At 62.6% G+C, this 21,833-nt stretch carries 16 protein-coding genes; 1 reads left to right on the forward strand and 15 read right to left on the reverse strand.

Annotation, left to right across the window (positions count from 1 at the left end; genetic code table 11):
* The first annotated feature begins 61 nt into the window (after positions 1 to 61).
* A complete protein-coding gene (locus tag FBY30_RS06330) occupies positions 62 to 1,378 on the forward strand; it encodes an O-antigen ligase family protein (protein ID WP_160141449.1) in 1,317 nt (438 codons plus the stop codon).
* Positions 1,379 to 1,420: 42 nt separating this feature from the next.
* On the opposite strand, the gene FBY30_RS06335 is transcribed toward FBY30_RS06330, so the two are convergent.
* The 15 genes from FBY30_RS06335 to FBY30_RS06405 form a co-directional block, all read right to left on the reverse strand.
* Positions 1,421 to 3,325, reverse strand: a complete 1,905-nt coding sequence (locus FBY30_RS06335; protein WP_142132039.1) for a glycosyltransferase — start codon at positions 3,323 to 3,325, stop codon at positions 1,421 to 1,423.
* Entirely contained in the window at positions 3,322 to 4,464 is a 1,143-nt protein-coding gene (locus FBY30_RS06340) for a glycosyltransferase (protein WP_142132041.1), read from the reverse strand. The genes FBY30_RS06335 and FBY30_RS06340 overlap by 4 nt, the downstream gene beginning before the upstream one ends.
* Positions 4,465 to 4,551: 87 nt before the next feature.
* A complete protein-coding gene (locus FBY30_RS06345) occupies positions 4,552 to 6,072 on the reverse strand; it encodes a polysaccharide biosynthesis tyrosine autokinase (RefSeq protein ID WP_142132043.1) in 1,521 nt (506 codons plus the stop codon).
* Between the two features lie 184 nt (positions 6,073 to 6,256).
* Positions 6,257 to 7,354: an acyltransferase family protein gene (locus FBY30_RS06350; protein ID WP_160141450.1), complete on the reverse strand. Its 1,098-nt coding sequence runs from the start codon at positions 7,352 to 7,354 to the stop codon at positions 6,257 to 6,259.
* A gap of 56 nt (positions 7,355 to 7,410) precedes the next feature.
* Entirely contained in the window at positions 7,411 to 8,631 is a 1,221-nt protein-coding gene (locus FBY30_RS06355; RefSeq protein WP_142132047.1) for a rhamnosyltransferase WsaF family glycosyltransferase, read from the reverse strand.
* 1 nt (position 8,632) lies between these two features.
* Positions 8,633 to 9,736, reverse strand: coding sequence for a glycosyltransferase family 2 protein (locus tag FBY30_RS06360; RefSeq protein ID WP_142132049.1), 1,104 nt, complete (start codon positions 9,734 to 9,736; stop codon positions 8,633 to 8,635).
* Between the two features lie 6 nt (positions 9,737 to 9,742).
* Positions 9,743 to 10,852, reverse strand: a complete 1,110-nt coding sequence (locus FBY30_RS06365; protein WP_142132051.1) for a DegT/DnrJ/EryC1/StrS family aminotransferase — start codon at positions 10,850 to 10,852, stop codon at positions 9,743 to 9,745.
* The gene (locus FBY30_RS06370; protein WP_142132053.1) at positions 10,849 to 12,339 is read right to left on the reverse strand and encodes an oligosaccharide flippase family protein; all 1,491 of its coding nucleotides are present in this window, start codon (positions 12,337 to 12,339) and stop codon (positions 10,849 to 10,851) included. Before FBY30_RS06370 ends, FBY30_RS06365 begins: the two co-directional genes overlap by 4 nt.
* Positions 12,336 to 13,412: a glycosyltransferase family 2 protein gene (locus FBY30_RS06375; protein ID WP_142132055.1), complete on the reverse strand. Its 1,077-nt coding sequence runs from the start codon at positions 13,410 to 13,412 to the stop codon at positions 12,336 to 12,338. The genes FBY30_RS06370 and FBY30_RS06375 overlap by 4 nt, the downstream gene beginning before the upstream one ends.
* The gene (locus FBY30_RS06380; RefSeq protein WP_142132057.1) at positions 13,409 to 14,068 is read right to left on the reverse strand and encodes an acetyltransferase; all 660 of its coding nucleotides are present in this window, start codon (positions 14,066 to 14,068) and stop codon (positions 13,409 to 13,411) included. The genes FBY30_RS06375 and FBY30_RS06380 overlap by 4 nt, the downstream gene beginning before the upstream one ends.
* Positions 14,065 to 15,231 (reverse strand): DegT/DnrJ/EryC1/StrS family aminotransferase, encoded by a 1,167-nt coding sequence (locus tag FBY30_RS06385; RefSeq protein WP_142132060.1) that lies wholly within the window; start codon positions 15,229 to 15,231, stop codon positions 14,065 to 14,067. The genes FBY30_RS06380 and FBY30_RS06385 overlap by 4 nt, the downstream gene beginning before the upstream one ends.
* Positions 15,228 to 16,223, reverse strand: a complete 996-nt coding sequence (locus tag FBY30_RS06390) for an NAD-dependent epimerase/dehydratase family protein (protein ID WP_142132062.1) — start codon at positions 16,221 to 16,223, stop codon at positions 15,228 to 15,230. Before FBY30_RS06390 ends, FBY30_RS06385 begins: the two co-directional genes overlap by 4 nt.
* The gene (locus FBY30_RS06395) at positions 16,220 to 17,344 is read right to left on the reverse strand and encodes a Gfo/Idh/MocA family protein (protein ID WP_142132064.1); all 1,125 of its coding nucleotides are present in this window, start codon (positions 17,342 to 17,344) and stop codon (positions 16,220 to 16,222) included. The genes FBY30_RS06390 and FBY30_RS06395 overlap by 4 nt, the downstream gene beginning before the upstream one ends.
* Before the next feature lie 28 nt (positions 17,345 to 17,372).
* Positions 17,373 to 18,968 (reverse strand): sugar transferase, encoded by a 1,596-nt coding sequence (locus tag FBY30_RS06400; RefSeq protein WP_235009358.1) that lies wholly within the window; start codon positions 18,966 to 18,968, stop codon positions 17,373 to 17,375.
* 154 nt (positions 18,969 to 19,122) lie between these two features.
* The gene (locus tag FBY30_RS06405; protein WP_142132068.1) at positions 19,123 to 21,810 is read right to left on the reverse strand and encodes a helix-turn-helix transcriptional regulator; all 2,688 of its coding nucleotides are present in this window, start codon (positions 21,808 to 21,810) and stop codon (positions 19,123 to 19,125) included.
* Positions 21,811 to 21,833: the final 23 nt, after the last annotated feature.

Genomic DNA, 21,833 nt, shown 5'->3' on the forward strand with positions numbered 1-21,833 from the left:
TGGAGAGCGGACCCCGCTTTGCCGCGCCTGCGCCTTGGCTGCAAGGGAAAGGCTGGAACTCATGGGGCTGTTTACCGAGGCTCTCTACCTTGGGGTGGGGTTCGCCGCCGTCGTGCTGGGTTTGGTTGCTGCTCTCACGCACCCTGGGCGCCGGAACATCCTCGCATTCCTTCTCGGCGTTTCCGCGGGACTTGTTGCAATGCAGATTTTCAGGATCCATATCTTTACGTTCTTGGCCGTTGCCTGGGTCTTCCTGCCGGGCCGGGCAAGGAACAGAGGTGCACACAAACTTGTTGCCGCGTTGGTGGGCGCCGCATTGCTGTTGGCCTCGACCACGCTCCTGGGCAACCTGGTTAACAGCCCAACTCTGGGACTTCAGCTGCTGGCACTCGCGGGGTCTGCCGCACTGCTGGCCCTCACGGCAAACCGTAGGGATGTGACGGCAATGCTCTGGGGCTTGCTGGTCGTCTCAACAGTCGGCAGTGCCGTGGGCGTGCTGCAGGTATTCCAGGTCATCCCCATGGACCTCTGGCACCTACATGTCAGCTCCATAGGACGACCCACCGGTATCTATCCCGAACCCGACTGGCTGGGAATGTTCTCCGGCATGGGAGTGCTATTGACCTGGCGGCTTTCCATGTCCCGGGCCGCGAAGGTGGGACTCTTCCTGCCGAATGTCACGGTCTTCGTCCTGGCCATGGCCCGGGCGTCGTGGATCGCGCTCCTGGTGTGTATCGTCGCTGCGGGAGTGGCTTCAGCAATCCGCAGGAGACGGCGTTCCGCCAGCGTGGCGGTGAGCGGGCCCCAGCGGGGACGCCGCGCCGCCGTCGTCATCGCTTCGGTGGTTGCCCTCGCAGCCTTTGCGGCCGTTCCCCAATTGCAGGAGGACATCGCAGCCCGCGCCTCCACCCTGGTAGGTACCGTTCAGGAGGACGATATCTCGGGGCAGGCCAGGATCCGGCAGAATGATTCCCTCATCGAGTTGGCGAGGTCCATCCCCATTTATGGTCACGGTCTGAGCTCCGCAGGAAGAGTAGGGGTCTGGGGCCAGATCGACACCCTTGGCGAGTCCCAAAATAACGTGGCAAGCAATTGGGTCTTGGGGATGTGGGTGGACGGCGCGTTGTTCGCTGTCCCCCTGATCATCTACTTGGTAGGCCTTGCGTTCGCCCGGGTTCGCAGCATTCCGGGCCAACTTCTGCTCTTCGCCCTCGTGTGCAGCCTGTTCTCCAACGCGGTTTTCTTCCCCGTGACGTGGCTCCTCGTCGGATTGGCGATCATCGCGGGCCAGCCCGACAACATCGACGGCCTACCGCCGCAGGTACAGGTTCGTGCCCGCCATCGGCTGGAAGGCGCCCCTGCTGCGTACAGGGGGTAGCGCAGAGCAGGGCCGGCAGCGGGCCTGGTTCACACCCGGCGATTAGGACAGCCGTTGCCGGGGGCGAACCAGCAGAGCCCACTCGTGGTCGGCCTGTCTGTGGAAAGCTCCGGCGGCCTTGGAAGCTTCCGTCCGTCCGTGTTCCACAGCGAATTCAATGGCTTTTGACCACGCGTCAACATCACTCGCGGAGCCGCTGTTGCCGCTGACCAATAGCGGAGATTCCGGTCCAAAGAGGTCGCGGAGGCTCGTTTCGGACCGGCCGACGACCGGGACAGCCTGTTCGAGCGCCCGGATAGCGATCCCGCTCTGGAAGAACCGTTTGTAGGGAATGACGATGACCGTGCTGTCGGCAACCAGCTGGTCCAGTTCCTCTTCTGGGACGAACCGCGAATCCACTCGCCATCCTTCGACCTGCGGCCAGCCGCGGCCAATGATTTCAAAGTCGTAGCTGGACCCCAAACGGCTCGCCAAGGCCACCAGAAGGTCGAGGTCCCGGTCCCGCTTGTACTGTCCCAGAACGCGTACCCGGGGACGGCGGCCAGGCCCCCGGTGAACAGCCTCTACAAGCGGCCGCTCCGATGAATGCGGGAGCACCGGATGGGGCACCACCGTCAATCCCTTCGTGAATCCCCTCACGCGCATGGCTTCGGCGGCTGCCTGACTATGGACCAGTGTTGCCGGCCGGCCCTTCATTCTCCCCATAAGAGCGGAAGCTGCCCTGCCGCTTCCCACCGACCTCACCAAAGGATTCGGATCGTGATAAACCACCCACGAGGAATTCCCGCATAGCACCTTGACCAGGAAAAGGTCCCAAAAACCCAAAACAGGCCAGGTAAGCAGGATCCTTGGAGGAACACTCCGACCGCGTCGGTACCAGCCCTCTGAGCCCAGCAGTTTCACGTACTCCAGAAGCCACATCAGGCGATGCTGGCCCGAAACGGACGGTTCATCCAGGGCCCTGACGCACGCCGGAATCCCTGCGGCCCCCAAGTGTTGTTGCAATGCGTGGCTGTAGTGCGCCAGTGCCCCTCCCAAGGGGTTGACGATCACAACGCCCTCCTGTTCTTTGGCCCGGGCGGCGGCCGCGAGCGTCCGGCCGGAGCGCAACCCAGCCAGCAGAGGTCGCAGTGTGGTGGCTCGGTGTTGCTTGATCAGATCCCGGGCCACGGACCGTACGAAAAGGTATGGTGCGGACGCCTGGGCCTGGAATCGAGACCCGTGCTTGGCGTGGAAGATCTGTATATTTCGTGTCATGTAGAACGGCGGGATACCGTTCGAATGTTGCCAAGCGAAGGCTTGCGCGTTCACTTTCACCTTCCAACCATGGTGCCGGAGGGTCTGGTGGTGGTCCGTCTCCTCCATGTAGAGGAAGTAGGTTTCATCGATGGGATGCTGGGTCAGGACGCCCCGCCGGAACATTAGAAGGGCGCCGTCGAGCCACGACACCAATTGCGGGGGAGCGGCGGACGGTCCCGGCCGTGGAGTCAGATGCCCGTGATGGCGGGGGAGACCCAGGACTCTGGTGAAGCGTCCCCCTTCCGACCAAATGGTCTTCCCTTCGTCGCCCGTCACAAGTATGGGTCCAACTACGGCTGTTTCCGGATCTTCGGCGAGGGTGGCACGGAGGAGGGCCAGGCAGTCCGCCTCGGGCCGTGACTCGTGGGTGGCGACCAGAAGGTATCGCCATCCATGGCTGTTTTTCTCATGCCAGGCCGCTCCACGGTTGACGGCTGCACCGTAACCGGCATTGGCGCTGTAAATCGTATGTGCACCCGCTGGCATGAGACTCTCCACCTCGGTCCGTCGCAGGGGTTCCTCACTGTTGTCCACTACGAGAATCCGGTCCGGGGCGACGCCACCTGCAATAAGCGTGTTGAGGGTGGCACCCAGCGTCCCGTAGCTGCGGTGGTGTACCACTACGGCCACAAGGTCCGGGATGATCATGCGGCATTCCCAACCGAGAGGCGGCTGGCTTGCTTTCGCGATGGCTCCATCGCCGTCACAAGCGCTCGTTCATAACGGCTGCAGACATGCTCCCAGTTGTAGTGGAGGATCGCGCGCTCCCTGTTTGCGTGCCTCGCCTTTGAACGGAGATCCTCGTCTGACAGTATGTCGCGAAGAGCCTTTGCAATGGCCGCGGGATCGGGATCGACCAGATGCTCGGATGCGTCGAGAACTTCGCTGTTGTACACGGTCCGGCGTGCAACCACTGGCGCGCCGCAGGCCATCGCCTGGACTAAGGCTGGATTTGTTCCTCCCACGCTGTGCCCGTGGAAGTAGGCCCCGGCGTGCTGCCACAGTGACAGCAATTTCTTGTCGTCGCTGAGGTGCCCGAGCCAAGTGACGTTGGGGTGGCGGGCACTCAACTCTTTCGCATCCTCGTCCAGAGGACCCCTGTATCCGCTGGATCCCACAATGACCACTGGATAATCACTGGCGATGTCTTCTACTGCCCGGAAGAACTCTGACACCGTGTTTTCGGGGACAAACCGCGCCACCATGAGCACGTAGGAATCGTGTTCCAGGCCCGGAACAACGTCCAAGGGGACCGGGATTTCACCTCCGTACGGAATGAACACGGATTCCCGGCCAAAGTCCTCCTTCCAGCGCCGTTGGATTTCGACGGCGTCACTCACCAAGAGGGTTCCGAAGCGGGCGGTAAGACGGGCGCCAAGCTTGAACACGAGTTTTGCAAGGCCGTTCCATTTGGCACGTTCCCATTCGATTCCGTCAACGTTCACAACGGTGGGTATGCCGCGGAGTTTCAGCAGCGGCAGCCAGAATCCATTCGCCACGTTCATCACCAGCGCGACATCCGGCTTCTCCCGGAGGCAGTGCAGAACGGCGGTCAGGCCGAATGACAGAGTGCTCAGTGACTTGCTTTCCAGACCCGGAGTGGTGGTGGTCCGGACTCTGGGGTCGCGGGCGGTGTCGTCATCCTTGGTGGCACCGGGCCGGCAATAAACGTTGACATTCCAGCCTTTGCCGACCAGGAAGGGGGCGATCTTCCTGACGGCGGTTTCAAAACCACCGTAGTAGCTTGGATAGCCACGTGTGCCGATCACTGCGACAGTCTTGGGCATGGACATTCTCCTGTTTCCCGTTCGAAGCACTCGAGACAACTCCCGGTGCGGGCGATGACGATTCCCGCTCTCCGCGGGGGAACGGTCCTAAATTTCAGCGCCGTCCTTTTCCGTCCCGGGCCGATCCCTCTCGACATCCCGGTCGGCGCTCCCGGACGACGCTGCCTCGGGCGCAGCGGTGTAGGCACCGTAGTACGCGTATGAATCCACACCTTTGGTCGGGACACAGTTGAAGATTGCTCCCAGGACTGGGGCCTGGACCTTTTGAAGAGCTCGGAGGGACCTTTCAAATTCATCCCGCGTAGTTCGACCGGCCTTGGCCACCACGATCACGCCATCGGCGGCCCGCGACAAGACGGCAGCGTCCGTGACCGGAAGCAAAGGGGGAGCGTCGATCAGCACTGTGGCCCCGGCTGCCAGGGTGTTCAGCAATTGCTTCATGGCGTTTGTGCCCAGCAGTTCGCTCGGGTTGGGCGGGGTTGGCCCGGAGCCCAGGACAGAAAGGTTCGACAGGACGGTAGGGGCTTGAATCACATCGACCAGTTGGGCTTGGCCGCTAAGTACATTGGTTACGCCGACCCCCGGGACGAGGTTGAAGGCGCCGGCGATTCGGGGGCGACGGAGGTCCCCATCGACGACGACGACCGGCTCACCAGTGGCTGCCATCGTGACGGCCAAGTTGCCGGTCACAGTTGACTTGCCGTCGGAAGTCATTGGACTGGTTACCAGGATGATGCGGGGACGATGGTCAACGTCGACAAATCTTAGGTTGGTCCTAAGGGCCCGGAGGGCCTCAACGAAGGCACGGTTCCGTTCTCCTGCTTGCGTAAGTTGGTGCCGCTCGGTGCCCAGCACCTTGAGAGCGCCACTGATATCCGGGTCATAGGGAAGGGTCCCGATCACGGGAACGTCGAAGAGGCGCTCGATTTCGCTGGAGCTGCGCAGCCTTCGGTCAAGATGGTGGCGAAGTAGTGCTGCCGCGTAGGCCAGGAGGAGGCCACCAATCGCACCGAAGAGGAGGGCGAGTTTGATGTTGGGAGAAATTGGTGTCGTGGGAAGGGCCGCTTTATCGAGTGGAACCAGGCCTACCGGCAGGGCGGGAGGGGTTGGTTGGCCAGCGGTGACGAAGCTTTCGAGCAGCTGGACCCGTTTGGCCAGCTCCGCGACCCATGCATCAGCCACCCGCTGGGCCATGACCGGATCCGGAGACGTGGCGGTGATGCGAATTTCCGCTGTCTCAACGGGGACATTGACTGAAACGGTGGGGAGCAGGGCGTCCGCGGTGGTATTCAACCCCACCGTCGCGATGACCTGATCTGCGATGAGCCGGGATTCCGCTATCGACTCGTAATTCTTGATTTTAGACTTCGCCAGGGCATCACCGGTCAGGAGTGTGTTGACACTGTCCGAACCCACTGTGAGCACAAGGGCACTGGATTCCGCGGCGTAGGTACGTGGTTGAAGAGCGGCCCAGAGCATCACCAGGGCGGTGACAATCACGGTCACGACGGCGATGGAGCGCCAGTAGAGCCTTGCCACGCGGACATAGTCGCGCACTCCCATTCCTGCAGCGGACTCATCGCTGTTGACCTCATGTTTGCCTGTCATGACGTCGTTCCTTCCTTTTCCATGGAGTACCGCCGCACGGGTGGACCCATTGGCCTTGATGAAAAATTAGCCCGGCGCTGCCTGTCGTCGAGATGAACCGGTTAGGCCTTTGTGGACCCTGTCCTGCAACAGTGTGGAAACTGCGGACCCCCGCGGCCGTGGTGAGTCCTTTCGCGCTTTCCGTTTAGGAATATCTCTTTTTCCACCTGGCGGCAGGTCTAACGAGGGCGTGGTGTGTGATGACTGCCAGAACAGCGCTTCCCGGTATGGCGTACCATCCAACGTTGATGAGCTGGTCCGTCCCCGCGGCGAGCATGAAGAGGATTGCCGTCGGATAGTGCCAGATGTACAGCTCGTAACTGATCTTTCCTACGTAAACGACGGGCGGAACGGAAAGGACCGACTTCAAAGCAGACCCGTTCCCGGCCCCCGCCACGATGGAAGCAATCGTGGCGACGGTTCCTGTCGCCGCCGCAATGTAAGCCAGGGAACTCAATGCGGGCCAGAATCCGGCTGTAACCACCCCAAGGGCTATTGTCAGGACCCCTGCATACCCCCACGATGGGGCGAAGCGGAAGTCCTTGTGCTCACCGAGCCACAGAGCGAAGCTGCACCCGAGGAACAGACCCCCGGCGCGAAGGAAGTAGCTCATGTCCTGCCCAGTTGAGGCGAGCATGACCTGTGCACCGTCCAGGATGACCGCCAGGGCCAAGGACACCATCCACTTTCCGGGGACGCGGCGCGAAAACAGGAGTAGCAGCGTGAATGGCCATATCAGGTAGAAAATCTCCTCAATTCCGAGGCTCCAGGTTTGAAGCCACGTAAGCCCCGACTTACCGAAGAACTGGCCTGCCACCGGCGTAAGGTACGTTGCGGCGAGGGCGACCTCAAAGAGATGCTTGCTGCCCCGGATGAGTAACCCGAAAGGAAGAATGGCCACGATGGCTATCAGTAGTGCGGGGTACAGGCGGGCAGCCCTGCGCCAGTAGAAGAGGCCTAACCGGATGCGGTCATACCGCTTAATTTCCGCGAGCAATATCGTCGTAATGAGGAACCCGGACAAGGCAAAGAAGATGTCGACGCCCAGGAATCCTGCGAACGGCAGCGGCTGGAGTCCGTGGTGCACCAGGACAAGCAGGATGGCCACAGCCCGCAGGCCGTCCAGAGCGGGGATGTACTTCAGTCCCTGCTGTGGTGAAGGTGCCTTTGGCGTAATGGTGGAACCCGGCATTGGCATCTGGACAAAAAAGGGGGTCGATAACCACGAAAAGGCTGTGGGCATATGCATCCTTGTTCTCCTCTGGCATTCGATTCGTGGAGTCCCAACAGGCTCCGAAGTTAGTAGGAGCCCAGTGAGCTGAGTTCACGCCCCGTTACCGCTGCCGCGAAACTGGCTTGGGTCTCAGCCCACGTATGTTCGCGGTGCGCGGCAGCCCGTCGGGAGCGCTCGGCTGCACCAGCGGCGGTGACAGCCTGGCTAAGGGCTTTGGCGAGAGCCGCAGGACTGGGTGCAGCCCATAAGGCTTCGGGATTGGTCAGGACCGCACGGGAAAACGGATGGTCGTTAAGGACCGGGATGTTGCCTCCGGCGAGCATCTCGGCTGCCACGAGGGTGATGTTCGTGAAAGAAAGGGCCAGCCCGGCGGTGGTCCGGTTGTACAGTTCATTGAGCTGTTGGGGGGCGAGGGTTCCGTGCTGCGTGATCGGTATTTCCCATCCTGACACCCGCGATCCATAGATGTGGATTTCCTGTTCCGGATGCATCCTGTGGAACTCATGGAGTGCCAGGCGTCCCATGTCGTATCCCCTGCGTTCCGCCCCGGGCTTGGCGAAGAACACCACTCCCGATCGGGTGCCCGTGTTGGTCAGCCGGTAGGTGCCCGTGTCACTGCCGTAGGGCAGGACGCGCGCCTTGACGCCAGCTTCCCGCTCCAGGACTTCCGCCACCATGGGGCCGAGGGCCAGCATGATGAACCCAAAGCGGTAGCTGTCCTCAGCGAGGGCATACAGCGAACCGCGGGGGTGGAAGTAAGGCTCGTAGTCCTGGATGAAGTAGAAGGGGGTGGGGCCGCCGTGCCTGGGCAGGCGGGTTGCCAGCACATGCGCGGTTTCCCATGAGCTGGCAACGCAGGCGTCGAAGCGGTCCAGTCTTGCGGGCACCGGTTCAATACCGGCTACGACGTCCGGCCAACACTTCCTGATGACGGCCCGGTACCGGGCCAAAGCCGCATCGTTGCTGCTGTACACCAGGACGGTGCAGCGGTGTCCGCGCTGTTCCATCCCGCGGACCATCCGGAAGAGGGTGGTGTGCCCTCCGGCACCGGGTGCGGGTGGAGTGATTAGCCACGCGATGTCCATTGCGCCCTCGAAGGTCCTCCGGGAGGCCACGCCGGAATCGACGGAGCTGAACACGTCGGCGGAGTCCAAGGGAAAGTCGAGTGCTTGTATGCCCATCCGTGCATCCAGTTCCCGGTAAAGGCGCCGCACCACCCGGCATGAGGTGTCCGCAATGCCCCTGGCTTTGGTTCCGGCGATCACTTCGCCAAGGTTGATCGCCATTTCAGTACACCCCGTTGCGGTGCCAGTGCGCGATTCGCATTTCGGACTTTGCCCGACCAATCGCTCTTCGACCCATAGCTGTGGGATGTGCCCAGGACAAGGGTGTGGTTTTGTCAGCTCGCGCCATGAGCCTTTGGAGCGTTTTACGCTGGACCGACGAAGGGCCGAGTTCTTCTGCCAGCCGGATACAAAAGCGGAAAAGCTCAGAGCATCCCGCGCCCCGGTCGAGTTCGTGGCGCGCGATGTATAGGGCTTCATTCAGAAAAGAAGCCGATGCGACGTCCCTAAGCTGGGACGCTTCGGCAATCGTGCCGGCTGGACCGGCGAAAAGCGTTTCGTATGCTTCACGGCGGTCCCGGAGGTCGACGAGCTCATCGACTTCCTTTGCCGACATGCTGCCGGCGTGCTCCCGATGCCAGGCTTGGTCGACACCATGGATATAGGCCACGTCAGCAAATGCCGAGATACGAAGCCACAGCTCCATATCAGGTGTATGTCGCAGCGGCGCCTGGTAGCCCACACGCTCAACCACGGAGCGACGCATCACGACTTCAGGGGAGGTTATGACATTGCGTGGGAACCGACACCGAGCCCTCAACCACTCAGTCCCCGGCCATATGGTCCAGGAAGTCACACGTGCCCGAGGTTTCGGCAATTGGTTCGAAAAGAAGTGGATTGGATGCCCGTATATCAGTCCGACGCTCGGGAAGGCACGGGCCACGTCAATTGCACGCGACAGGGAACCAGGAGTCAGTAGATCGTCCGCGTCCAATCTGACGAGGAACTCACCTGCTGCTGTCTTGGCCCCGTCATTGAACGTCTCCACCATGCCTTTGTTCGACAGGTGGCTCAGGACCGAGACGTTGGAATGCTCTTGTGAGATTTGCCGCGCGATCTCCAAGCTGTTGTCCGTCGACGCGTCATCAACAATGATGACGTCGACTGCGACAGCATCTTGCGATAGACAGCTTTCCACCGCTTGTTTTAGATACTGGGAGTAGTTGTAACAGGGAATGACTACGCTTACCGATGCCGCTTCAACGTTCCGGGCTGGCGTCGGCGTGGTTCGCATTACATGGCCGATGGTGTTTGCCGTTTGATTCATTTTTCCTCAATTCATCAACGTCTTGCGCAGCAGCGCTGCCACTAATTCCTGTTGGGCCGGTGTGATCCCGGGATAGATGGGCAGCGACATAATTTGCCGGGAAAGCATTTCTGCAACCGGGAAAGGCCCCCGCGCGCCAAGCATTGATCGAAATGCGGGTAATTGATGAATAGGTGAAGGATAGTGTATGCCTGCTTTTATGCCTTGATTATTGAGATCACCGATAATTCGATCGCGTTCTGGAACGCGTATAACGTATAGATGGAATACATGTTCGTTTGTACTGACGATGCGGGGAAGAATTACCTCTTCCAGATCGGAAAGGAGATCGTCGTACATTTCCGCCGCCCTCCGTCGTTCGAGGTTCCACTCGTCCAAGTAGCCCAGTTTTGCGTTCAGTACGACGGCTTGCAGACTGTCCATCCGTGAGTTGAAACCCACCTGTTGATGCTCGTAGCGCTCGACTCCTCCATGGTTGCGGAGCCTGCGGATTTGGGTATGAATGTCTTCGGAATCGGTCATGACCGCACCGGCGTCGCCATAACATCCAAGATTCTTTCCCGGGTAGAAGCTCGTGGCCGCCACAGTCCCAAGACTTCCGACCTTGGCTCCGTTCCTTAGTGCTCCCTGGGCCTGGGCCATGTCTTCCACGAGAATCGCATTGGGCGGGATTACCTCCCGTATGGCTCCCACAGGGGCTGCTTGCCCGAACAGGTGCACCGCAATGACAGCTTTTGTCCTTTTGGTGACCTTGTCTGCAACGGCCTCGGGTGTAAGTAGGAAGTCTTCGTCGCAGTCGGCCAGAACCAGGTCGGCTCCGGTTCGAAGAACAGCCCCAGCGGTTGCGACAAAAGTATTTGTAGGCACTATCACCTCGTCGCCGGGTCCAACGTGTCCAGCCCTCAAGGCCAACTCGATCGCATCTGTCCCATTCCCCACGCCCGCCGCAAACCTGACGCCGCAATAAGTTGCCCACGCGGCCTCGAATTCCTTGACATCTTCGCCCAAGATGAAGCTGGAATTCGAGATAATGCGGTCGAATCCTTTAGAAACGAATTCTTTGATTTGTGCTTGCTGGTACGTCAAATCGACCAAGGGAACACCTGGCTGTGTCATCGTTCTCCTCCGGATTGCGGGTGTACGTCTGTGTGCGTTTGGGTCGGTTGCGCTGTTCCCGCAAATGCGCCTGCGATGTATTGGAGGCGGGCGGCAAACCACGTCCTCAGCAAAAGCGCGTACACGCCTGCCCCCACGACTGTGCCCAGCACCAATGCGGCGAGCGGTGAAACGACAACAGCGGTGACAGCCAGGATTGTTCCGGCCGCGACTGCGGCAGCCGCAAGGGGAGGCCAGAGCTGAGAAGCCACTGCTTTGAGGTCTGCGCTGTTTCCCTTTATCGCAATGGCATAGGCAGGCACAACGATAAAGAGGCAGATGGCCAAGTGGGCTGCTGCCGCACCTACGGAACCGGCGGTGTGAACAGCAAAGAACATGACCGGTGCCAAAGCTGCAATCCATGCCACCTGGACGACGAGAGTCGCCTTGGCAGCTCCTTGGGCAAGTAAGAAGGATGCAGCAAGATCAAATAGGGCGCGCAAAGCGCCGAAGATTCCGAGCCAGCTCAAAACGGGGGCAGCAGGGAGCCACTGCCTGCCATAAACGAGCTCAATGATGGGCGAGGATAATGCGGCCAGCAGGACGCCGCCCAGCAGCGACAATGCCCACACGGGGCCAACAACCGGGGTGAGACTTTTGCCGGCGGAATTCGAATCCATCCTGGAAAAAGCTGGCAAGCTAATTGACCGCACCACCTGCCCGAGAGCGCTCATTGGCCAGTTGGATATATTGAAAGCAAGGTAATAGAAGCCAAGGGTGACAGGCCCTGCCATGCTTGATATGGCCACATTATCGATGTTCAGCAGAGCCCAGGAGAGTAGGTTGGCACCTGCCACTGGAATTCCAAACTGGAGGATTGTCGGTGCTATTGATCTGCTGAATCCAAACTTTGGACTTTGCCCGGCCATGACAAATTGCAGGATAAGCGTCATGACTTGCGCGATAATTCTGCCGGCGGCGAGGCCCATCGCACCCCAGCCTGCGAGTACGAGACCAATTGTCACAGTCGTGCTCGTGGCAAATTCGATAACCGCTATTATGAAGAGTTTTTTCTGCTCGAACTCCCGCTGGAGCGATGCGAATGGAACAACACCCAGCCCGGCAAGCATTAGGGATAGGGACAGTACGGCAATAACGGGCCCTGCAGGTCCACTGCCCAAGGCGTCTGCGATTGTCTGCGCTGAGGCTGCCAGTGCGGCAGTTGCTGCAATACCGGACACGGCCCCAAGGGTGGCAACGGTGGGCGCCTTTTCTTTGTGGTTATCGGAGCGGATCAGATCTGCGCTCATTCCCAGGTCGGCCAACGTCATCAACACTGCCTGGACAGTCAACGCAACCGCGAACACGCCGAATTGCTCAGGGATCAGCAATCGTGCAAGGACAATGCCTACTGCGAAGTTGCCGAGACGCAACACCAGGCTGTTGACAACGCTCCAAGTCATGCCGCTGCGTACGCGGGCGCCGAAATTGTATTGAACGGTCGTCATACTCCGTAGCGCCTCCAAATTCGCCACAGCACCTTGGCTCGCCAGAGATCCAAGATGGCGTAGCCCCGGAGCCAAAACCTGAATGTCTTTTGTCCGCAACGCGCATACCAGGACCAGATGATTGAATCCGTGACGTATGGATAGGTCTCAAGAGCGAAATCTGCCAGTTCGAGCGCGTCCTGCCGTCCGTCCTGGTCCTTGGCCAGGCTAAGGAGTGCCAGCCGGGTGGCCTCCACGGCCATCGCCCGCCGTGCTATTTCCAGAAGCCGTGCCTGCTCGCGCCCGGGTTCACTTGCAAATTGTTCAAACACTTGGCGCCGGGCCCTGATGTCATCGATGAATGCGCCGAAATCGGTAAGGTGCATGTTCCCGCCATGGACGCGGTAGTAAGCCTGTACGGGCCCGTTGACCCGTCCAACTCCGCTTATGGCCGCCGCCCGCAGCCAAAAGTCCATGTCTGCGGCATGCGGCATGCCAGCGTTGTAGCCACCCAATTGGTCTAGTACCGAACGGCGGACCACAGCCTCCGGGTTCATGATGATGTTGGCACCCCGGCCGAACATCAGTTGGATCCATTGGCGTCCCGACCACAAGGTCCAGGAGGTGCGCCTGGGCCGGACGGGAGGTGGAGCATCTGAAAACTCACTCGCAAATCCGTATACAAGGCCGACTTCAGGATGGGCCTCCATGAGTGCCGTTGATCTTGCGAGGGATCCGGGCGCCAGGAGGTCATCGGCAGAGAGGAGGACCACGTAGTCGCCGGTTGCCTGGCACAGGCCATCGTTATAGGTGGCAATATGACCCATGTTCGTGTGGTGGCGTATAACCCGTATTCGCGGTTCACTGCCTGCCATTTTGAGGGCGATGTGTGCGCTGTTGTCAGTAGATGCGTCGTCAACAATGATGATGTCCGGATTTACGGCGTCCTGTTCCAAGACTGACTGGACTGCAGCAGGTAAGAAGCGTGCGTAGTTGTAGCAGGGAATAACGACTGACACCGTTGGCACCCGCACGAGTTCCGCAGCAGACTCGCGGCGTGGAGCCAGGATGTTCGGCAGGATTGCGGCGCTCATGACATCCCTCCGATCCGGAACCCGTCCCCGTCGATCTCGTGCGCCGGCACGCCAACCCAGGTCTGGCCGTCGGGGACGTTGCTCAGGACGGCGGCGCCCATCCCGACGGTGGCGTAAGCGCCCACCGACGTCCGTTCACGGACGCTGGCGTTCATGCCCAGGTAGGCTGCCCGGCCAATCCGGACTCCGCCGCCCAGTGACACTCCCGCAGCGAACGTCGCGAAGTCCGCCACGTCGTCGTCGTGCGTGAACGTCACGGACGGCATGGCAACCACATGCGAGCCCAGCGTGACGGACGCGGTGAGCGTGACGTTACGGAGCAGGATGCTGCCCCGGCCCACCCGGCACCCTTCCGGGTACTGGACGGAAGGGTCGATCGCGGTGGCGTAACGGGCCTCGGTGAGGCCCAGCGCCGTGAGGCGTTCCACCACCGATTCCCGCACCCGGCCCGAGCCGATGCACACCAGCACGAACGCGTTCGTGTACCTGGCAGCGTCGTCGATGGTCCCCAACACGGGGGCGCCGTCCACGGTGACCCCCGCCATCTCCTTGTCGTCATCAAGCAAACCGACGACGTCGTACTGCCCGCTGCTGCGCACCATCGCCAGGACTTCGCGGGCCAGGCCGCTGGCGGCTATGAGGATCAGCTCACTCATGTGCGCATCCCTGCTGCCGCAGACCGGATGGTGCTGATGATCCTGCCCAGCCCGTCGTCGTCCAGTTCGTGGTACACCGGCAGGATCAGCGTCCGGTCATTGAGCCGCTCCGTGTGCTGCAGCAGGGATCCGCCCGATTCGCGCCACCGGTAGGCGGGCTGGCGGTGCGCCGCCATGATGCCCCGCCGGGCTGAGATGCCGGCTTCGGCCAGTTTCTCCATCAGCCCGTCCCGCGTTGTCCCAAAGCTGGGCAACACCTCCACCCAGAACGACTGGAAGTTGGTGGTGCCGTAGGGCGGGTCTGATACCAGCCGCAGGCCCGGCACACGGGCGAGGCCGGCCACGTACCGGGCCGCAATCTCCCGGCGCCGCGCCAGGACCTCGGGCAGCCGGCCAAGCTGGACGATTCCGACGGCGGCCTGCAGGTCCGTCATCCGGTAGTTGAAACCCACCTCCAGGTAGGCCTCCGGCGGGGCCAGCAGCGAACCATGCCGGTCTGCAGCGGAGACGCTCATGGAATGCTCCCGCAGGGTCCTGGCCCTCGCGGCCCAGTCGGCCCGGTTGGTGGTGAGCATGCCGCCCTCGCCCGTGGTGAGGATCTTGCGCGGATGGAACGACCACACCGCAACGTCCGCGCCCACACCCACCGGCCGGCCCTTGTACGTTGATCCCACGGCGCACGCTGCATCCTCGATGACGGTGATCTCGTGGCGGTCGCACAGCTCACGGATCGGGTCCATGTCCAGCGGCACCCCGCCCTGGTCCACCACGATCACCGCCCGGGTGTCCAAGGTGAGTGCGGCATGGATGGTTTCCGCGGTCACGTTCCCGGTGGCGGGGTCCACATCGCAGAACACCGGCCGGGCGCCGACGTAGGTCACGGCGTTGGCGGTGGCGATGAAGGACAGGGAAGGCACGACGACGTCGTCCCCCGGCCCGATTCCGGCCACCACCAGCGCCAGGTGCAGGGCTGTGGTGCAGCTGGAAGTGGCCACGCCGTGCCGTGCCTCCTGGGCTTCGGCAAAGCGCGCCTCAAACTCCTTGACCTTGGGGCCCTGCGCCACCCATCCGGAGGCCACCACTTCGGCCAGGGCCCGGGCTTCCTCTTCCCCAAGCCAGGGCTTCATGACGTTGATCCGGGTCAGGAATGTTTCGGCAGTCATGGCGCACCAACCTTCCGTGCAGCGGCAATCTCGTCGCGCAGCGGCATCCACCAGCTAACCAGTTGCCTGAGTCCTTCTTCGAGTTCCACCTCGGCCTTGAAACCGAGATCGCGGGCGGCGGCGGACGTGTCGGCCAGCCGCCGCACCACGCCGTTCACCTGACGCGCGGGCCCGTGTTCCACCTCAAGTCCGGACCCCATGACCCGCAGCAGCGCCTGCGCCATCTCCAGCAGGCTGGTTTCCGTACCGCTGGCCACGTTATAGACCCCCTCGGTGATGCTGCTGGCTGCCGCCAGCACGTTGGCCCGGGCCACGTCCGCGGTATGCACAAAGTCCATGGTCTGCAGGCCGTCGCCGAAAATCAGCGGCGGCTGCCCGTCCATGATCCGCTCCATCCACCGCACCAGGACCTCGGTGTACAGGCCGTGGACGTCCATCCGGGGCCCGTAGACGTTGAAGTAGCGCAGCATCACGTAGTCCAGCCCGCTCATGGCGCGGAAGCTGCGCGCCATGCCCTCGTTGAAGGACTTGGCAGCACCGTAAAAGGTGTCGTTGTTCGCGTGGTGGTGACGTTCCGGTGTGGGGAATTCCTCTGCCATCCCGTACACGGAGGCGCTGGAGGCAGCCACTAGCTTGTCCACCTTGTGCTCCGCTGCTGCTTCCAGGACGTTGAAGGTTCCGTCTACCAGGACCTCAAGGGCCAGACGCGGTTCCTCTGCACACTGGGTGATGCGGATGGCCGCCTGGTGGAACACCAGGTCCTTCCCCTTGGTGAGGTCATGCACCAGGTCCCGGTCCTGGATGTTGCCGCGCACCAGGTTTACCTGCCCCGTTGCCAGGGCACCGGAGAGGTTGCCGAGGCGGCCGCGGACCAGATTGTCCAGGACGTCGATCCGCGCCACTCCGGCATCGAGCAGGGCGTCCACCAGCGTGGATCCGATGGTGCCCGCCCCACCGGTGACCAGGACGCCGGCCCCCTCCAGCGCCCTCACAGCGCCCCCTCCAGGTCCGGTCCGGCACTGGCCAGCTCGGACCCGGCCACCGGAGCCGGCTGCCCGTCCATGCCCAGGCTGCGGGAAACCGCCTCCAGGACAGACAGCACCCGGAGCCCGGAGGCACCACCGGTGCGGGCTTCCTGTCCGTTGCGAATGCACGAGGCCAGTTCCTGCACTACCTGGCTGAGGGCCTCCCGCTCCGGCAGCGCAGGGGACCACGTGTCGCCAAGGCGGTATGAAACTGCGGTGGAAGCCTTCTCGCCGGCAGATTTCGGTTGCCGGTCCAGGCTGACTCCCCGGTCGTATACGCTGAGGCGCTGCTGGGGGTTCAGGTCGTCCCAGACCAGTGTCCGCAGGGACCCGCCAATCACCATCTGCCGGATCTTGGTGGGGCTCAGCCAGTTCACGTGGACGTGGGCGGTGGCGTCGTTGGGGAGCCGGAAGTTAAGGTGCCCCACACAGTCCCGCCCGGTTCCCAGTGGATCGGCGCCGAACGCCGACACCTCGGCCGGATTCAGCCCGCCCGGCAGGACGAAATCCAGGATGGCGAGGTCATGCGGGGCCAGGTCCCAGAACACATCAACATCCGGCTGGACGAGCCCCAAATTGATCCGCGTGGAATCCACGAACAGGATTTCGCCGAGGGACCCCGACTGCACCAGCTCCTGCATCTTTAGGACAGCGGGGGTGTAGCAGTAGGTGTGGTCCGCCATCAGCACCAGCCCGTTCGCCTGCGCCTCCGCGACCATCTCCAGCCCGTGCTCCCGGCTGTCCGCGAGCGGCTTTTCCACCAGGACATGCTTTCCGGCGCGCAGCGCCGTCATAACCGTTCCATGGTGGGTGCGGGCCGGCGTCGCAATGGCAACGGCGTCCACCTCGCAAAAGTCCAGCAGCTCATCCAGGGACTCCACGCAGGGGATCTCGCCGAGCGTTGCCGCAAGCTTCCGCGCCCGCTCAAGGTCCAGGTCGCAGATGGCCACCAGGTCCCAGTCCGGGCTTGCCTGGAGGTTGCGCGCCAGGTTGGGTCCCCAGTAGCCGGCACCAACGACGGCGATGCGGAGTTTGCGCGCAGGCTGCGGATGCCTGGGGGCTTGGTTTTGATGCGTGAATGCCCTCATGTTTTTTCTTCCCATTTTCGTGAATTTGCTAGTAGGCGCCTGACGGCCGGACCACAGCCCGGAACGTTCGCCAGAGAATTAGGAGGTCCCCTGCAAGGGACCAGTTTTCGACGTAGTAGAGGTCAAGACGGACTGCTTCCTCCCAGGGAAGGTCGGAGCGTCCGTTGATCTGCCAGAGGCCTGTGATGCCCGGCTTGATCAGGAGCCTGCGGTGAGTGTGGCGCTCATAGCCGCTGACCTCCCGGTCCAGCGGCGGCCGCGGCCCCACCATGCTCATATCGCCCAGCACCACGTTCCAGAGCTGGGGAAGTTCATCCAGGGAGTATTTACGCATCCACCGTCCGCAGCGGGTCACCCGTGGGTCGTCCTTCATCTTGAAGAGCACCCCCGCTCCCTGGTTCTGCTGGTTCAGGGCGGCCAGCCGCTCTTCGGCGTCGACCACCATGGACCGGAATTTGAACATCCCGAACACCTGGCCGTCCTTGCCAATCCGGTCCTGCCGGAAAAAGACCGGCCCCGGGCTGTCCAACCGGACGATCAAGGCGAGCACCAGGAGTACCGGGGAGAGCACCAGGAGCGCTGCCAGCGCAGCAGTGACATCCATGACCCGCTTCAAGGCGTGCTTTGCGCCGCCATACTGCGGAATGTCCACATGCATCAGGGGCAGGCCCTCGACGGGACGCCAGTGGATCCGCGGGCCGGCCACGTTGGTCAGAGTTGCCGCGAGGATCAGCTCAGTGGAGGACTCCTCGAGTTTCCATCCCAGCTCCCGGATGAACTTGTTTCCGCCCGGAAGGGGTCCGGCCACGATGACGGAATCGGCATCAACCAGCCGGACGGTCCGGGCGATGGCGTCCGTGGACGAAAGCACCGGCACTGTGCGCCCATCCACCCGAAGGCCTGCTCCGCGCCGCGCGCCAGGGAGGCAGGCACCGAGGATCTCGTAGACCGCTCCGGACTTCCGGCCCACCTGCTGCACCACATAGCGGACGTCCTCCGGCTCGCCCACCACCACAGCACGCGAAAGGTGCCGGCCCTTGATCTTCTCGGCAGCGAGCCGGCGGCGGAACGCCCAGCGGTTTCCGGTCAGGGCCACCAGGCCCAGCGGCAGGGAAACGGTGACGAAGGCGGTGGCACCGTGGATGGAGAAGACCACCGCGGCCAGGGCCATCAGGCCGAAGATCCGCAGGGTGGCCGAGGCTACCCGCTTGTACTCGTCGGCGCCGATGCCCAGCACCTTGAGGTCCCTGGTGCGGTAGGCCTCCAGTGCCGCCAGCCAGCAGACGGCCAGGGCGGTGGAGGCAACTGCGGCTCCGCCGTCCCTGGGGCCAACCGGGGAGAAACCGTCCTCGGAGAGGAGGAAGCCGGCATACACGGCGGCCGCGACCACTCCAGCGTCCGCGCCCCTCAAGAGATTCACATGCCGGGAGATCCAGGCTGCTGATGCCTTTCGGTTCCGGGCTTTTGGTGCCGTGGCGGAACGGGCGGCGGGCAACAGCGGGAACCCGGTTCCTGCAGTCTCCGCCGCCACCGTCCGGGTTGCCTGTTTCCGCTGAGCGGCAACGGGTGCAACAGGCCAGTCGAATGCGGCGGGCCGTGTTTTTGCGAGTGGTATTTCAGCCATGGTGCCCCTTTCCGGCATAGCCGCCTGTCCTTGGCCGTGAAGTAAAACTAGCCTCGGAATGACGGGTTTGGCGGGGATGGGGATGGTCCTTTGTGGGTACCGCGGAGGAAGGATGTGGATCCTGCGGGTACCTGCAAATTGCAGGACTTTTGGCCTATAGAACGGGCAGGACGTACGGCTCGGCGGCCGGGGTGCCCTTGCCTGTTGCGAGGGCGGTCAGCTGCGCACGGGACTCGACACCGAGCTTGCGGTAGATGGCGGTGAGGCGTACTTCGACCGTCCGTACAGAGACATACAGGGTGGCCGCAATTTCCTTGTTCCGCATGCCGCGGGCCACCATTTTGGCCAGCGCGCGTTCGTGGTCGGCGAGCAAAAGCATGGCCGGATTGCCCTGCGGGCGCACAGGCTCCATCCGTTCGTCCAGGAGGAGGGCGTCCACGTGCTGCGTCCAGGCATCCGCCCCGGTCTCGTCAAACATGACCTTGGCCCGGAGCAGCGCATCCCGCGCGTCGCGCAGCCGGCCAAAAGCATGCAACCGCTCCGCGTAGCACATCAGGGTCCGTGCCCGTTCCAGCGTGTGCCCGTTCCTGCCTTCGAGGGCCTGGTTGAAAAGCTGAAGTGATTGCTCACCGTCGGCAAGCATGGCGCGGCTGCGGGCCACAGCCATCATCAGCCACGGCGACCGCAGCCCCACGGACCGGCTTTCGAGGCGCAGGAGAGCCTGCGTGGCCTCGTGGTGCCGGCCCAGGCGGATCAGTACCTCCACCAGGTCCGCCTCACAGCGCAGGAGGGTGGGGTTGCCAAACCGCATACCGATCTCCGCGGCCCGGGACAACTGGGCCACGGACTCCGCCAGGTCACCGCGCAGCAGAGCAAAATGTCCTTGGCAGGCGGCAATTTGTGCGGTGATGGCGGGGTGGCTGTCCGGGCCGGCGTACCGGAGGGCTTCGGCTGCGAAGGAACGTGCCTGGGCGTCGTCGCCCAGTGAGTGGGCCCGCCATACCCGGAAGAGGAGCCGCATTCCGCGGTGGTACTTGAGTTCAGGATCGGAAAGCTCGAGTTCGTCGATCAGCCGGACTGCGGAACGTACGTTGCCGGCCCGGATTTCATTGTCCACTGCCATGAAGGCTGCGGTTTCCTGCCAGTTGATGTGGCCCGGTTCAGCGGAACTCTGGAGCAGCGCAAAGGCTTCATGGGCGTTCTCGTAGTGCTCGGCGTAGGTGAGGGCACGGCCGTGCATCAGGAGGCCGGCGATCCTGGCAGTACCGGCTCCTTCGTACTTTCGTCCGAGGTTGGCCGTGTTGCCGCTGATGGATTCGATTAACAGCTTGGCGCGCTCGGCAATGCCAAGGCATTGGGCGGAGGCGGACCCGCGGAACGCGGCACCCTGGCGCAGGAGGTCCGAGGCTTCCTGCAGTTCCCACCGTTCGGCGTAGTAAAGGGCGCCGATGGCCAGCAGGCTGGCGGAATAGGCGGGATCGTGCTGGCCGAACTCCTTGACCAGCCGCAGCACCATGCTCGAACGCACGGCGGCCCCCTGGGCGAACTGGATTTCGAACGACAGCCCGGTCAGCCGCAGGATCAGTGCGGGGTTCCGGGTTACCCGCTGTGCCCATTCGAGGTAGCGGCGGGCGTACACGAACTCGCCCCGGTTGAAGAGCAGTTCCGCCACGCTGGTCAGGCGCGCCGCCGTTTCCGCTTCCCACGGGTTGATGGTGAGTGCGCGTTCAATGTACTCCTCGGCGAAGGCCACTTCGCCGCCGCGGATCAGGTCCACGGCGTGCCGGAGCAGCTGGAATGGTGTTTGCCGCTCCAGGGCGGTGAAGCTTAGGTGCCACCTGCGGGCATAGGGATCCGTGTCCGTCGCTGCTTCCGCGAGGGCGCGGTGGTTGGCGGTGCGTACCGCCGGCGTCATGGCAGCGAACACGTAGCCCCGGAGCAGCTGGTCGCCGATCCCCACGTGTGGACCGGAACGTTTCACCAGGCCCGCAGCGAGCAGTTCATCCACACTTGTCCATACGTCGCGGTCGATATTCTCGATCGTTGAAATGTCGCTGCGGTAGGAAAGGGCCAAAAGGTCCAGGACACTGCGGGCGCCGGGAGTCAGTGCGCCGACCGCGGATGCATACTCTGCGTCAAAGCTGCCCTTGGAGGGCAGCGGGACCGGCAGCGCGTACTTGCCCTCGGCGTGCCGCTCCATCAGCCCCTCGTAAAGCTCGACGGCGGCGAGCGGGTTGCCGCCCGTTGCTGCGGCAACCGCATGGGCAGCCGCCGTCGTGGTCCTTTTGGCGGGGATGCTCTCCAGCATCCGCACAGTGTTGCTGTAGCTGAGCGGACCCAGCCTGAGGGCCGTGAGGCCGTTGAAGGGGCTTTCAGGGAAGTCCTCCCGGACCCCGACAACCAGGACGATGTCGGTTCCGGTCAAACGCCTGGCCATGAAGCCGATGACTGCCTGGCTGCTGGGATCCATTTGGTCGGCGTCGTCAATCACGATGATGGTGCGCGATGACGAGCGCTGGTGCAGCCCATTCAGCAGCATGCTGGAAACAGCCGGTACGCTCATTGCCCCGGCCGCGTCCCGCAGCAACTCATCGGCGATCCGGTTCAGGACAGGATCGTCCATATCGTTCAGGAGCGCGGTCAGTCCGGACAGCGGCCATTCCGACTCGGCGGCAGTGGCCGCCATGAACACCGTCCGGTAATCGGAGAGCGTGGGAATTTCTGACAACAGCGCCGATTTACCCGTGCCCCTGCGGCCAATCACCGCCAGTGCGGTGTCTTTGGGACCGCGGATGACAGACAGTATGCGGTCCAGTTCCTTGTTTCGGCCGATGAGTGGCATCGCGTCCCCAATTCGTCGAAGAA

It is taken from the genome of Arthrobacter sp. SLBN-83 (assembly GCF_006715285.1).
Lineage (GTDB): Bacteria > Actinomycetota > Actinomycetes > Actinomycetales > Micrococcaceae > Arthrobacter.

What these genes read in the sequence shown, in the direction of transcription:
- FBY30_RS06330 (WP_160141449.1), top strand. Translation starts at nt 62, where the DNA reads ATGGGGCTGTTTACCGAGGCTCTCTACCTTGGGGTGGGGTTCGCCGCC.
- FBY30_RS06335 (WP_142132039.1), bottom strand. Translation starts at nt 3,325, where the DNA reads ATGATCATCCCGGACCTTGTGGCCGTAGTGGTACACCACCGCAGCTAC.
- FBY30_RS06340 (WP_142132041.1), bottom strand. Translation starts at nt 4,464, where the DNA reads ATGCCCAAGACTGTCGCAGTGATCGGCACACGTGGCTATCCAAGCTAC.
- FBY30_RS06345 (WP_142132043.1), bottom strand. Translation starts at nt 6,072, where the DNA reads ATGACAGGCAAACATGAGGTCAACAGCGATGAGTCCGCTGCAGGAATG.
- FBY30_RS06350 (WP_160141450.1), bottom strand. Translation starts at nt 7,354, where the DNA reads ATGCCCACAGCCTTTTCGTGGTTATCGACCCCCTTTTTTGTCCAGATG.
- FBY30_RS06355 (WP_142132047.1), bottom strand. Translation starts at nt 8,631, where the DNA reads ATGGCGATCAACCTTGGCGAAGTGATCGCCGGAACCAAAGCCAGGGGC.
- FBY30_RS06360 (WP_142132049.1), bottom strand. Translation starts at nt 9,736, where the DNA reads ATGAATCAAACGGCAAACACCATCGGCCATGTAATGCGAACCACGCCG.
- FBY30_RS06365 (WP_142132051.1), bottom strand. Translation starts at nt 10,852, where the DNA reads ATGACACAGCCAGGTGTTCCCTTGGTCGATTTGACGTACCAGCAAGCA.
- FBY30_RS06370 (WP_142132053.1), bottom strand. Translation starts at nt 12,339, where the DNA reads ATGACGACCGTTCAATACAATTTCGGCGCCCGCGTACGCAGCGGCATG.
- FBY30_RS06375 (WP_142132055.1), bottom strand. Translation starts at nt 13,412, where the DNA reads ATGAGCGCCGCAATCCTGCCGAACATCCTGGCTCCACGCCGCGAGTCT.
- FBY30_RS06380 (WP_142132057.1), bottom strand. Translation starts at nt 14,068, where the DNA reads ATGAGTGAGCTGATCCTCATAGCCGCCAGCGGCCTGGCCCGCGAAGTC.
- FBY30_RS06385 (WP_142132060.1), bottom strand. Translation starts at nt 15,231, where the DNA reads ATGACTGCCGAAACATTCCTGACCCGGATCAACGTCATGAAGCCCTGG.
- FBY30_RS06395 (WP_142132064.1), bottom strand. Translation starts at nt 17,344, where the DNA reads ATGAGGGCATTCACGCATCAAAACCAAGCCCCCAGGCATCCGCAGCCT.
- FBY30_RS06400 (WP_235009358.1), bottom strand. Translation starts at nt 18,968, where the DNA reads ATGGCTGAAATACCACTCGCAAAAACACGGCCCGCCGCATTCGACTGG.
- FBY30_RS06405 (WP_142132068.1), bottom strand. Translation starts at nt 21,810, where the DNA reads ATGCCACTCATCGGCCGAAACAAGGAACTGGACCGCATACTGTCTGTC.